The sequence below is a fragment of the Achromobacter animicus genome (assembly GCF_902859585.1).
GTDB lineage: Bacteria > Pseudomonadota > Gammaproteobacteria > Burkholderiales > Burkholderiaceae_B > Achromobacter > Achromobacter animicus.
The window spans coordinates 574,616-588,957 of sequence record NZ_CADIJM010000001.1; the positions used below are offsets into that span (position 1 = coordinate 574,616).

A 14,342-nucleotide genomic window follows, 5' to 3' on the forward strand; every position below is an offset into this window, starting at 1 on the left:
GCCATGATGAGTAAATCCCAACCCATTCAGGACGATCCCCTCTGGTACAAGGACGCCGTCATCTACCAGTTGCACGTCAAATCCTTTTTTGACTCGAACGGCGACGGCGTCGGCGACCTGCCAGGCCTGATCTCCAAGCTGGACTACATCGCCAGCCTGGGGGTCAACACCATCTGGCTGTTGCCCTTCTACCCCTCGCCGCGCCGCGACGACGGCTACGACATCGCCGACTACCGCGGCGTGCATCCGGACTACGGCACCATTGCCGACGTGCGCAAGCTGATCCGGGCCGCGCACGCGCGCGGCCTGCGCATCATCACCGAGCTCGTGGTCAACCATACGTCGGACCAGCACCCGTGGTTTCAACGGGCGCGCGCGGCCAAGCCCGGTTCGGCGGCGCGCAATTTCTATGTGTGGTCCGACAACGACAAGGCTTATGCCGGCACGCGCATCATCTTCTGCGACACCGAAAAGTCGAACTGGACCTGGGACCCGGTGGCCAACGCCTATTTCTGGCACCGCTTCTATTCGCATCAGCCTGACCTGAACTACGACAACCCGCAGGTGCTCAAGGAAGTGCTGTCCGTCATGCGCTATTGGCTGGACATGGGCGTGGATGGTTTGCGCCTGGACGCGGTGCCCTACCTGGTCGAGCGCGAAGGCACCAACAACGAGAACCTGCCCGAGACGCATGACGTGCTCAAGCAGATCCGCGCGGTGATCGAAGCCGAGTATCCGGGCCGCCTGCTGCTGGCCGAAGCCAACCAGTGGCCCGAAGACGCGCAAGAGTATTTCGGCGCGGGCGACGAATGCCACATGTCCTTCCACTTTCCGCTGATGCCGCGGATGTACATGGCGATCGCACAGGAAGACCGCTTTCCGATCACCGACATCATCCGCCAGACGCCCGACATTCCGCCCACCTGCCAATGGGCCATCTTCCTGCGCAACCACGACGAATTGACGCTGGAAATGGTGACCAGCCGCGAACGCGATTACCTGTGGAATGTCTATGCCGCCGAGCCGCGCGCCCGGATCAACCTGGGCATCCGCCGCCGCCTCGCGCCGCTGCTCGAGCGTGACCGCCGCCGCGTCGAGCTGATGAACAGCCTGCTGCTGTCGATGCCCGGCACGCCGGTGCTGTACTACGGCGACGAACTGGGCATGGGCGACAACGTGCATCTGGGCGACCGCGATGGTGTACGCACGCCGATGCAATGGTCGCCGGACCGCAATGGCGGTTTCTCTCGCGCCGATCCGGAGCGCCTGCCGCTGCCGGTGTTGATGGGCCCCTTGTACGGTTACGAGGCCGTCAACGTCGAGGCGCAGCAGCGCGACCCGCATTCACTGCTGAACTGGACGCGCCGCCTGCTGGCGCAACGCGGCCAAAGCCATGCCTTCGGGCGCGGCACGCTGCGTTTCATCTTTGCCGGCAACCGCAAGATCCTGGCCTACCTGCGGCAATGGGAAGACACCACGATCCTGTGCGTCGCCAACCTGTCGAACGCGGCGCAGCCGGTCGAGCTTCACATGCAGGAGTTCAATGGCCGGGTGCCGGTGGAGATGCTGGGCGGCACGCCCTTCCCCGCCATCGGTGAACTGCCTTACCTGCTGACGTTGCCGCCCTACGGCTTTTACTGGATGGACCTCAGCCAGGACGCCGCGCCGCCCGGATGGCATGCGACGGCGCCCGAACAGATGCCCGAACTGATCACGCTGGTGCTCAAGACGCGCGGTGGCGCGGCGCTGACCGATGCGTCGCGCGCCACGCTGGAACGTGAAATCCTGCCGCAGTATCTGGCGCGCCAGCGCTGGTTTCCCGGCTCCGAACCACCCTCTCGTGCGCGCCTGGCCTACGCCACCCCGTTCGAATCGGCGGACGGCGAATACTACTGGGCCGAGATCGAGCCCGAGGACGGCGCCAAGGGTATCCGTGCGCAGGCGCCCTTCGTGCTGGTCTGGGACGAAACCGCCGTCATCCAGTACGCGATTGCCCGCGTGCGCCGCGGCGCCGAGGTCGGTGTGCTGGCCGACGCCTTCCTGCAGCCGGGGTTCGTGCGCAGCACGCTCAAGGCCATGCAGGCCGGTGCGGAGCTGGACGGACGCAGCGGCGGCAAGCCGGGCGACAAGCCGGGCGTGATCCGCTTCCTGCCCGAGGCCGGCCTGAAAGACATGGACTTCGATGGCGACGTGGACATGCATTGGTTGTCGGGCGAACAGTCCAACAGCTCGGTCATCGTCGGCAACCAAGTCATCCTGAAGATCATCCGCAGCGTGCAGCCGGGCCTGTCTCCGGAATCGGAAATGACGCGCTACCTGACCCGCGCGGGCTACGGCAACATTCCGCCGCTGCTGGGCGAAGTGCAGCGCATGGACGCCGACGGGATCGTGCATACCTTGGCGGTGGCGCACGGCTACGTGCCCAACGAGGGCGATGCCTGGAGCTGGACGCTGGACTTCCTGAAGCGCACGCTGGCCAACGCGCTGCTGGTGGGGACGTCGCCCGAGGAGTACGAGGAAACGCTGCAGGGCTACGCGGTGATGGCCGCAACCATCGGCGAGCGCCTGGGCCAGATGCACACGGTGCTGGCGGCGCCCACCGATGACGCCGGCTTCCAGTCGCGCCCGGCCAGCGAGGCCGACGCCGAGGCCCGGGCCGAACAGGTGCGCGCGCTGCTGGACCGCGCCGAAAAGAACCTGCGGACCGCGCTGGACAAGCTAGAAGAGCCGTCGCGCGCCTGCGCCGAATGGTTCTTCGAGCATCACGCGCGCCTGGCCGAGCGGGTGTCCGCCATGGCGCAGGCCGAAGCCGGGTCGCCCTGGCTGCGCATCCATGGCGACTTCCACCTGGGCCAGGTGCTGGTCGCGCAGACGGACGCGTACCTCATCGACTTCGAGGGCGAACCGATCAGCAGCCTGGAGGCGCGGCGCGCGCTGGCCTCGCCGTACAAGGACGTGGCCGGCATGCTGCGCTCGTTCGACTACGCGGCGGCATCCATTGCGCGCACCGACCTCATCGGCGGCGCGCATCTGGACGCCAACGCGGGCGCGGACGAGGTGCCGGCGCCGACCGTTGCGCCGGCCGAACAACGCGACGCACTTTTGTCGCGGTTCCGGCAGCAGGCGTGCGCCGCCTTCCTGCAGGGTTACCGCGGCGCGCGCGGTGGAGACCTGGCCGACGGCGCGGACCGCGAGAACACGCTGCTGACGCTGGCGCAGCTTGAAAAGGCCGCCTACGAAGTCAGCTACGAAGCCGCCCACCGTCCGGACTGGATCTCGATTCCGCTGTGCGCCCTGACCGAACTGGCGCGCAGCGTCCTGCTTTCCGCCGCCATCGACGCTGAAGGAAAAACGCCATGAGCGGAGCTCAAACCTCTTCGCCCTCCGCCGATGTGGCGGAGGGTCATATCAACCCGCAGGAACTCACCGCGCTGGCCCACGGGCTGCATGACAATCCGTTCGGCGTGCTGGGCCCGCAGAACCGCTGGCTGCGCGTCTTCGTGCCCGGCGCCTCAAAGGTGGCGGTCCTGGATCCGGACGGCGAACGCACGGCATTGACGGAGCAGGCGCAAGGTCTGTTCATCGGCCGCGTGCCCTACGCGCAGGCGGGTGACGGGTCGTCGTACCGCCTGGCGATCCAATGGCCGGCGGCCGAGCAGATCACCGCGGACCCGTACGCCTTCGGCGCGCTGCTCGACGACACCACGCTGCAACGGCTGGCGCAAGGCGCCTGGCGCGAGGCCGGCGAGGCGCTGGGCGCGCATCTGGTCGAAGTCGACGGCGTCAGCGGCCTGCGCTGCGCGGTCTGGGCGCCCAACGCCCGACGCGTCGCCGTGGCGGGCGACTTCAACGGCTGGGACGCCCGCCGCCATGGCATGCGGCTGCGCCATGCGGCAGGCGTCTGGGAGATCTTCATTCCGGGCGTGCGGCCTGGCGAACGCTACAAGTTCGCGATCACCGACCGCAACGGCAACCAGTTCATGAAGGCCGATCCGATGGCGCGGCGCAGCGAGATGGCGCCGGCCACGGCTTCGATCGTGGACGACCCCGCGCCCTACACTTGGTCCGATGAAGACTGGATGCACGGACGCGGCGCGCGTCAGTCGCCCGATGCCCCCATCTCCATTTACGAAGTCCACGCCGGGTCCTGGGCAGACTGCGAGTCTGGCGTCTGCGGCTGGGACCAGATGGCCGACAAGCTGCCCGGCTACGCCCGCGCCATGGGGTTCACGCATCTTGAGCTGATGCCGATCATGGAGCATCCGTTCGGCGGCTCGTGGGGCTATCAGCCCCTGGGCATGTTTGCGCCGACCGCGCGCTACGGCCCGCCCGAGGCCTTCGCGCGTTTCATCGACCGCTGCCACGCGGCAGGCATCGGCGTGATTCTGGATTGGGTGCCCGCCCACTTCCCGGACGATGCGCACGGGCTGGCCGCCTTCGACGGCACCTCGCTCTATGAATACGAGGACCCGCGCGAAGGCTATCACCCCGACTGGCACACCATGGTCTACAACCTGGGCCGCAACGAGGTGAAGGCCTTCATGATCGCCAGCGCGATGCATTGGCTGCGGCGTTTTCATATCGACGGGCTGCGGGTGGACGCCGTGGCGTCGATGCTCTACCGCGACTACAGCCGTCAGCCTGGTGAATGGATCCCCAACCGCTATGGCGGCCGCGAAAACCTGGAAGCCGTCCAATTCCTGCAGGAGTTGAACGACACCGTGCGCGCCGAGGTGCCCGACGCGATCATGGTGGCCGAGGAATCGACCGCGTGGCCGGGCGTGACCGCGCCCGTGTCGGAAGGCGGCCTCGGGTTTCACTACAAATGGAACATGGGCTGGATGCACGACACGCTGCGCTATCTGTCGCAGGATCCCATCCATCGCCGCTACCACCACCACGACATCACGTTCGGCATGGTGTATGCCTTCAGTGAGCGCTTCATCCTGCCGCTGTCGCATGACGAAGTGGTGCACGGCAAGGGTTCGCTGCTGGGCAAGATGCCCGGCGACACGCAGACCCGGCTGGCCAATCTGCGCGCGTACTACGGCTTCATGTGGGCGCACCCCGGCAAGAAGCTGCTGTTCATGGGCGGCGAACTGGCCCAGCCCACCGAATGGAACCACGACGCCACGCTGAACTGGAACCTGCTGGACCACGCCGGCCACCTGGGCATCCAGCGCCTGGTGGCCGACCTGAACCGGCTGTATCGCGACGTGCCGGCGCTGCACGCGCGGGATGCGGACCCGTCGGGTTTCGCGTGGACGATCCTGGACGATCAGGACAACAGCGTCCTCGCCTTCCTGCGCACCGACGGCCAGCAGCAGATGCTGGTGGTGTCGAACTTCACGCCGGTCACCCGGCACGATTACCGCATTGGCGTTCCGCGCGCCGGCCGCTGGGCCGAACGGCTGAACACCGATGCGTCCCACTACGGCGGGTCCGGCCAGGGCAACCAGGGCGGGGCTCACACCGGCGACATGGCTGCCCATGGGCAGCCGCAGGCCCTGTCGCTCACCCTGCCGCCTCTCTCGACCCTCTTCCTGATGCACGAAGGCTGAATCCATGGATCCGTCCCAACTGACCCGTATCACCGGCGGCCAGCCGACACCGCTGGGCGCCACCAGCGACGGCCTCGGCGTGAACTTCGCCGTGTTCTCCGCGCACGCCACCCGCATCGAGCTGTGCATCTTCGACCCCAAGGGCCGCAAGGAATTGCGGCGCTTCGACCTGCCCGAATGCACGGACGAAATCTGGCATGGCTACCTGCCGGATGCGCAGCCCGGCCTGCTGTATGGCTACCGGGCCCACGGCCCGTACGATCCGCAGAACGGGCACCGCTTCAATCCCCACAAGCTGCTGCTGGATCCGTACGCGCGCCAGTTGAGCGGGCCGCTGCACTGGAGCCCCGCCCTGTTTGGCTACCGCATGAATCACTCGCGGGCGGACATGAGCTTTGACCGCCGCGACAGTGCGCCCGCCATGCCCAAGGCCATCGTGGCCGATGAAGTCCCGTTCAACTGGGGCAACAGCAAGGCGCCGTGCACCTCGTGGAACGACACCACCATCTACGAGGTCCACGTGCGCGGCGCCTCGATGCAGCGCGAAGACCTGCGCCAGCCGCTGCGCGGCACCTGCGCCGCCCTGGCCGATCCGCATTTCATCGAACATCTGCAACGGCTCGGCGTGACGGCGGTGGAGCTGCTGCCTGTCTACGCCTTCCTGCAGGACCACTTCCTGACCGAGCGTGGCCTGCGCAATTACTGGGGCTACAGCACCCTGTCGTACTTTGCGCCCGAGCCCGGCTACCTGATGCAGCACCCCAACGAGCTGCGGCTCGCCATCCGCCGCCTGCACGCGGCGGGCATCGAGGTCATCCTGGACGTGGTCTACAACCACACCTGCGAAGGCAACGAGATGGGGCCGACCTTGTCCTGGCGCGGCCTGGACAACGCCAGTTATTACCGCCTGATGCCGGGCGAAGAGCGCTACTACATCAACGACACCGGCTGCGGCAACACGGTCAACATGTCGCACCCTCGCGTGCTGCAGATGGTGACCGACTCGCTGCGCTATTGGGCCACGTCCTACGGCGTGGACGGCTTCCGCTTCGACCTGGGCGTGACGCTGGGTCGCGAGGGCAACGGCTACGACCCCGGCTCTGGGTTCTTTGATGTCATCCTGCAGGACCCGGTCCTGTCCAAGCTCAAGCTCATTTCCGAGCCGTGGGACATCGGCCCGGATGGCTACCAGCTGGGCAACCATCCGCCTGGGTTCGCGGAGTGGAACGACAAGTTCCGCGACACCACCCGCCGCTTCTGGCGCGGTGACGAGGGCATGCGCGGCGATATGGCGGCCCGGCTGTGCGGGTCGCGCGACATCTTCGATCGCCGCCATCGCCGCCCCTGGTCGACCGTCAACTACGTGGCCTCGCACGACGGCTTCACGCTGGCAGACATCGTCAGCTACGACGGCCGCCATAACGAGGCCAACGGCGAGGACGGCAACGACGGCCATTCCGAGAACTTCAGCCACAACTGGGGCGCCGAAGGGCCCACCGACGATCCGCAGATCCTGGAGACGCGCGGCCGCGTGCAGCGCGCGCTGCTGGGATCGGCCATGCTGTCCGACGGCACGCCGATGCTGCTGGCCGGCGACGAATTCGGCAACAGCCAGGAAGGCAACAACAACGCCTACTGCCAGGACAACCCGATTTCGTGGCTGGACTGGACGCAGGCGCAGAGCGACGCCGGCCGCGCGCTCAGCCGCTATGTCGGCCGCCTGACCGCGTTGCGCCGCGCGCATCCTAGCGTGCGCAGCGCCCGCTACGGCGATGCCGGCCAGGAGATCCTGCCGGGCATCCCCGCGATTTCCTGGTTCGACGCTTCCGGCGCGCAGCTGGACGGTCCGGCCTGGGAAGCGGAGCAGGAACGCGTGATGGGCTTGCGGCGTGCCGCGCAGCGCCCCGAAGGCGGCGCCGACGTGACGCTGTTGCTGATGAACCCTACCCACGAAGCGGTCACCTTCACGCTGCCGGAGCCCGCGATCGCCTGGTCGCTGGAGCTGGATTCGGACAAGCCCGCCGGGCCCGCGCCGTGGGACGAGCCGACCGTGACGGTGGCCCCGCATAGCCTGGTCCTGCTGGCCCAGCGTGCGGAACCCGGAGAAGCGCCATGACGCATTCGTATTCCTATGGCGCGATTCCGCTGGAAAGCGGCGTCACGCGCTTCCGGCTGTGGGCGCCCAGCGCCCCGCCCGGTCTCGCGTTGGAGGTCGAGGGCCATCCGCCCATTCCGATGCGCCCCGGCCCGGACGGCTACGCGCAGGCCGACGTGGACTGCGCGCCGGGCACGCGCTACCACTATCGGCTGGACGAGAACACCGTCATGCCCGATCCCGCCTCCCGCCTTCAGGACGGCGACGTGCATGGCGACAGCATCGTCGTGGAGCCTGGCGCCTACCGCTGGCGCCATCCGGAGTGGACCGGCAGGCCGTGGGAAGAAACGGTCATCTACGAGGTCCACGCGGGTCTGGCCGGCGGCTACGCAGGCCTGATCGCGAGGTTGCCGGAACTGGCGGCCATGGGCATCACCATGCTGGAACTCATGCCCATCGCCGATTTTCCCGGCGAACGGAACTGGGGCTACGACGGCGTGCTGCCGTATGCGCCCGACACCGCATACGGCTCGCCGGACGACCTGAAACAGCTCATCGACGCAGCGCATGGCCACGGCATGGGCGTGATGCTGGACGTGGTCTACAACCACTTCGGGCCGGACGGCAATTATCTGTCCGGCTACGCCGCGCCCTTCTTCCGCACCGACATCGACACGCCGTGGGGCGCCGCCATCGACTTCCGCCAGGACGCCGTCAGCACGTACTTCAAGGAAAACGCGCTCTACTGGCTGACCGAATACCGCTTCGACGGCCTGCGTCTGGACGCCGTCCACGCCATCGCCGGACACGAGTGGCTGCACGAGCTGGCCCGCTTCGTGCGCGATGGCGTCTCGGCCGAGCGCAACGTGCATCTGGTCGTTGAAAACGACGACAACCGGGCCAGCCTGCTGCGCGGCGACTTCGAGGCGCAATGGAACGACGATGCGCACCATGTGCTGCACCATCTGCTGACCGGCGAATCGCGCGGCTATTACGCCGACTACGCCGAGGCGCCCGCGCAGGCGCTGGCCCGCTGCCTGGCCGAGGGCTGGGTGTACCAAGGCCAACCGTCGCCCTATCGCGGCGGCCAGCCACGGGGCGAGCGCAGCGCGGACCTGCCGCCCACCGCCTTCGTGCTGTTCCTGCAAAACCATGACCAGACCGGTAACCGCGCACGCGGCGAACGGCTGACCGCCCTGGTCGACAACACCCAGCGGCTGCGGGCGGCCGTGGCGCTGCAACTGCTGGCGCCGCAAATCCCCTTGATCTTCATGGGCGAGGAACGGGGATCGCGCGCGCCGTTCCTGTACTTCACGAGCCATACCGACCCGGAACTGGCGCAGGCCGTGCGAGACGGCCGGCAGCGCGAGTTCTCGGCCTTTCCGGAGTTTGCGGGCGACTCGCCCTCCGCGCAGCTGCCCGACCCGAACGACGAATCCACCTACCACGCCAGTTCGCCCTGGCAGGACGAGCCGGATGCGGCCGAGTGGATGCGCGACTATTCCGCGCTACTGCAACTGCGGGCGCGGTCGATTGCGCCGCGCCTGGCGGGTGCGGTCAGCCTGGGTGCCGCGGCGGTCGGCGATCGCAGCGTGTTCGCGCGTTGGGAACTGGCCGACGGCGCCCGCCTGACGGTCTACACCAACCTGGGTCCCATGCCTCAGACCGTCCCGGAATCGCTCATGCCCGGCCCGGATGTGTTCACGACGTTGCTCTTCGAATCACCCGCCGGCGGGCGCGACCGCCTCTCACAAGGCGAGCTGTGCCCGGACTGCACAGTGTGGCTGCTGGAGGAGCCAGCATGAAGCGCGCCAAGGCCGAGCCGGACGGCTTATCCGCATTGGCCCATGACGCCGGCATCGCGGAACACTGGTCGGATGCTCGGCAGCGGCCGCAACAGGTGTCGCCCGATACGTTGCGTGCGCTGCTGGCCGCCATGGACCTGCCAGCCGCCACGGCGCGCGACATCGAGGACAGCCGCCGCCGGCTGGCGGAGCAGGCCGCGGACGCCCTGCCGCCCATGGTGGTCACGCGCTGCAACGCCCGCACTGCATTGCCCAAGACGGCGCGCGGTCCGTATCGCATCCTGTGCGAGTCTGGCCGCATCCTGGACGGCCACCTACAGGCGGGCGCGGACGGCGTGCCCTGCCTGGTTGCGCCTGACGAGCCCGGCTACCACCGGCTGCTGCTGACATCCGCCGAGGCGACGCTGGCGGTTGCCCCGCAAAAGGCGCCCAGCCTGGCCGACCTGACCGGCGCGGCCAGCCCGCGCTGCTGGGGTCTGGCCGCGCAGGTCTACAGCCTGCGCCAGGATGCCCATGCCGCCGTGCCGCGCACGCACGGCTTCGGCGATTTCGGCGCGCTGCGCGAACTGGCGGTGGCCGCCGCGGAGCAAGGCGCCGACATGCTGGCCATCAGCCCCGTCCACGCGATGTACACGGCACAACCCGAGCGCTCCAGCCCGTATTCGCCGTCCAACCGCCTCTTCCTGAACGTGCTGTACGCGGCGCCCGCCTCGGTGCTCGGGCAGGACGCGATGATGCGCGCGCTGTCCGGTGTGGAACCGGCCGAACTCACCGCGTTGGATGGGCTGGATCTCATCGATTGGCCGGCAGCCGCAGCGATCCGGTTGCGGGTGCTGCGCGCGCTGCATGCGGAGTTTGGGCGCAGCGGCGCCGTCAGCCAGCGGGCGCGCTACGCGCAGTTCTGCGAAGACCGCGGCCAGGCGCTGCGCGATCACGCGACCTTCGAAGCACTGCATGCCGCGCAGCGCGCGCCGGACGGCACCATCCCGCCGTGGCAGAAATGGCCGGCCGCCTTGCGCGATCCGGCCTCTTCACAGGTCAGGCGTTTTGCGCAGGACCATCCGCTTGAAGTGGATTTTCATCAGTTCGCGCAGTGGCTCGCAGCAGAAAACCTGGCCGCGGCACACGCGGCCGGCCGCGAGGCCGGCATGCGTCTCGGCCTGCTCGCCGACCTGGCAGTGGGCGCCAGTCCGGACGGCAGCCACGCATGGAGCCGGCAGGCCGACCTGATGCGCGGGATGTCGGTCGGGGCGCCGCCTGACATCTACAACCCGCTTGGACAGGGTTGGGGCCTGACCGCGTTTTCACCGCGCGCGCTGCACGCGAACGGCTACGCCGCATTCATCGAGATGCTGCGCGCGGTGCTGGCCCACACGGGCGGCGTGCGCATCGATCACATCCTGGGCATGGCGCGGCTGTGGCTGGTGCCGGAAGGCGCGTCGCCCGCCGACGGCGCCTATCTGCGCTACCCGCTGGACGAGATACTGGCGCTGATTGCGCTGGAGGCGTGGCGCCACCGCGCCTGCGCCATCGGCGAGAACCTGGGCACGGTGCCAGAAGGGTTCGACGACCGGTTGAAGGACAACGGCGTGCTTGGCATGAACGTGCTCTGGTTCATGCGCCAGGCGCCGCAAGCGCAGCCGGAAGCGGGGGCCGAAGTTGCGAAGGCGCCGCGCTCCCATGCTGCGGGTGCAGAAGACGTAGGCCCAGACGAAGTGGACGCCGAATCGCCTGCCGGATTCACGCCGCCCGCCGAATGGCCCGAGAACGCCGCCGCCATGACCACCACCCACGACCTGCCGACTCTGCTCGGCTGGTGGGAAGCGCGCGACATCGACTGGCGCGTCAAACTCGATCTGCTGGGCGCCGACAACGACGAGGCCAGCCTGCGCGCCGCCCGCGCGCAGGACCGGGAGATGCTCTGCCGCGCCCTGGACCTCGATGTCGAAGCACCGCCCGACGAGGCGCCGGTCCCAGAACTGTTGCGCTTCGTGTCGTCCAGCCCCTGCCCGCTGCTGCTGGTGCCGATGGAAGACATCGCCGGCGTGCTGGATCAGCCGAACCTGCCCGGCACCATCGATACCCATCCCAACTGGCGCCAGCGTTTGCCCTTGAGCATCCGCGCGACCTTTGCAGACCCCGCCGCGCAAACCCGCCTGGATGCCGCGCGCGCCGGAAGGAGACAATCTTGAGCACACCGCTAGCCACCGCCCGCCTGCAACTGCATGCAGGATTCACGCTCGATGACGCGTGCGCGCAGGTGGACTATTACGCAGACCTGGGCGTCAGCCATCTGTATCTGTCGCCCATCACGCGCGCGCGCGAGGGCTCCACCCACGGCTACGACGTCATCGACCATGCCGTCGTCAGTCCGGAACTGGGCGGCGAGCCCGCCCTGCTCCGCCTGGCCAGCGCCGCCCGCGCACGCGGCCTGGGCCTGATCGCGGACATCGTGCCCAACCACATGGCGGCGAATCCCGCGAACGCGTGGTGGCGCGACGTGCTGGCCAATGGACCGGCAAGCGCGTTCTCGGGCTACTTCGATATCGAATGGAACCCGCCCGCGCCGGCACTGCGCAACAAGGTGCTGCTGCCGGTGCTGGGCGACCCGTACGGCGCGGCGCTGGAGCACGGCGCCATCACGCCGCAATGGGACACCGGCGCGTCCGCCCCCGAGCTGGACGTGCATGGACAGCGCTTCCCGCTGACGCCATCGTCGGTGCCGCGTGGCGCGGAGCGCCAGGCCTGGCTGCGCGAGCACGACCCGGCTCAGGCCGGCGGGCGTCAGCGCCTGCATGAACTGCTGGAACGCCAGCACTACCGTCTTGCGTGGTGGCGCACGGCGCCGGACCAGATCAACTGGCGGCGCTTCTTTGAGATCAGCGAACTGGTCGGCGTGCGCGTCGAGGACGAAGCCGTGTTCGACGCCGTGCACGCGCTGGTCCTGCGGCTATACGCGCAAGGTGTGCTCGACGGCCTGCGCATCGACCATATCGATGGACTGGCGTCGCCGGGCGGGTATCTGCGCCGGCTGTCGGCGCGGCTTGAACAGGCCAACGCCAACCGCCCCGCGGCGCTGCGCCAGGAGCAGCCCTACCTTGTGATCGAAAAGATCCTGGCGCATGACGAGGCGCTGGACCCGCGCTGGCTGACGGACGGCACCACCGGCTACGACTTCATGGATCAGGTGAGCGCGGTGCTGCACGACCCGCAGGCCGAAGCGCCGCTGCGGGAGTTCTGGCAAACGCTGACCGGCGATGAGCGCGACCCCGCTGAACAGTTGCGCGCAGCGCGGGTGCGCATGCTTGCCCGCCATTTCCCGGCGGAAAGGCAGGCGCTGGTGCGCTGCCTGGAACAGATCGCCGCCCGCGACCTGCGCACGCGCGACTGGACCGCCACGGCGATCGACCGCGCGCTGAGCGCCCTGCTGGCCGCCTTCCCCGTCTACCGCACCTATGCGGAGGACGAGGGCCGCAATCCGGCGGACGCGCAGCAGCGCGAGATCGCGGTCCAGGGCGCGGCGGCGGCGATGGCGGCCCGCGAAGGCTCCGCCGACACGACGCTGCTGGCGCAGCTTGCGCAGTGGTTGAACGGCGAAACGGATCACCCCACCGCCCTGCGCCGCTTCCAGCAATTGACGCCGCCGCTGGCCGCCAAGGCGCTGGAAGACACCCTCTTCTACCGATACGGCCCGCTGCTGTCGCGCAACGAGGTTGGCGCGTCGCCGGCCTGCTTCAGCCTGTCCGCCGAGAACTTCTTCACCGCCTGCGCCGCCCGCGCGCGGACGCATCCCCGCGCCATGCTGGCCACCGCCACGCACGACCACAAGCGCGGCGAAGACACGCGGATGCGGCTCGCCGTCCTGACCGAGATGCCCGACCGCTGGCAGGAAGCGGCGCGAGGCTGGATAGACGCATTGCCCAGCGGCATCAGCCGCGCAGACCGCTACATGCTCATCCAGACGCTGATCGGCGCCTGGCCCTGCGAATGGCGTGCGGACCCGGCCGACTGGGCGCCCGACGCCCTGCAGCAATGGCTGGACCGGATCGGCCAATGGCAGGAAAAGGCCCTGCGCGAGGCCAAGCTGCACACGAGCTGGACCGATCAGGATCCCACCTACGAAGCCGCCGCGAAAGAATGCCTCGCATGGCTGGGCGGTGATCCCGAAGGCCGCCGCGTGCTGGCCAGCATTGCCGCCTTTGCGCTCGACATTGCGCCAGCCGGGATGGTCAACAGTTTCACGCAGACGCTGCTGCGCAATACGTTGCCGGGCGTGCCGGATCTTTATCAGGGCACGGATCTGTGGGATTTCAGTCTGGTCGACCCCGACAATCGCCGACCGGTCGATTACGCCCTGCGCGCCAAGCTGCTCGCGGATGGTTCGCACGACGTAGCGATGGACCTGTCCGAATCGGCCTGGCGCACGGGTGCGGTCAAGCAGGCGCTGATCCACCGGCTGCTGATGGCCCGCCAGCGGGCGCCCGAGCCTTTTGCGGGCGGTGACTTCCTTGCCGTCGCTGCCGTGGGCGCCCGAGCCGATCATGTTCTGTCGTATGTGCGGCAACACGACGGCCAGATCGCCCTCATTGTCGGGGCGCGAACGTGCGCACTGCAATTGACCGGTTATGCGCGCGGCGATGCAGCTGCGGCGCGGGCGTTCTGGACCGATACGGCGCTGCGTCTGCCTGCGGGCATCCCTGGTCTCTCGCTGCATGACGCGTTGACGGGACGCCGCGTGCGCGCAGGCGCAGACGGCTTGCTGCCGATCACCGAGCTGCTGCGAGACGGCCCGGCAGTACTCTGCCTGTCGGCCTAGCAAGGCTTTCAGACACAATTCGGCCCCGGACACGTCACGGAGGGAGACGCGGCCGGGGCCGTCAG

6 protein-coding genes are annotated in these 14,342 nt (G+C 68.5%); all 6 read left to right on the top strand.

Annotation, left to right across the window (positions count from 1 at the left end; all coding sequences use genetic code 11):
* The first annotated feature begins 3 nt into the window (after positions 1-3).
* Genes treS through treY form a run of 6 tightly spaced genes read left to right on the top strand, consistent with a single transcriptional unit; the run spans position 4 to position 14,277 of the window.
* A complete protein-coding gene (gene treS / locus HV681_RS02625; protein WP_175121580.1) occupies positions 4-3,360 on the top strand; it encodes a maltose alpha-D-glucosyltransferase in 3,357 nt (1,118 codons plus the stop codon).
* Positions 3,357-5,561, top strand: a complete 2,205-nt coding sequence (gene glgB, locus HV681_RS02630) for a 1,4-alpha-glucan branching protein GlgB (RefSeq protein ID WP_175121581.1) — start codon at positions 3,357-3,359, stop codon at positions 5,559-5,561. The genes treS and glgB overlap by 4 nt, the downstream gene beginning before the upstream one ends.
* A gap of 4 nt (positions 5,562-5,565) precedes the next feature.
* Positions 5,566-7,677, top strand: a complete 2,112-nt coding sequence (gene glgX / locus HV681_RS02635) for a glycogen debranching protein GlgX (protein WP_175121582.1) — start codon at positions 5,566-5,568, stop codon at positions 7,675-7,677.
* Positions 7,674-9,461 (top strand): malto-oligosyltrehalose trehalohydrolase, encoded by a 1,788-nt coding sequence (gene treZ / locus HV681_RS02640; RefSeq protein WP_175121583.1) that lies wholly within the window; start codon positions 7,674-7,676, stop codon positions 9,459-9,461. The genes glgX and treZ overlap by 4 nt, the downstream gene beginning before the upstream one ends.
* Entirely contained in the window at positions 9,458-11,653 is a 2,196-nt protein-coding gene (malQ, locus tag HV681_RS02645; protein WP_175121584.1) for a 4-alpha-glucanotransferase, read from the top strand. Before treZ ends, malQ begins: the two co-directional genes overlap by 4 nt.
* Positions 11,650-14,277, top strand: a complete 2,628-nt coding sequence (treY, locus tag HV681_RS02650) for a malto-oligosyltrehalose synthase (RefSeq protein ID WP_175121585.1) — start codon at positions 11,650-11,652, stop codon at positions 14,275-14,277. The genes malQ and treY overlap by 4 nt, the downstream gene beginning before the upstream one ends.
* Positions 14,278-14,342: the final 65 nt, after the last annotated feature.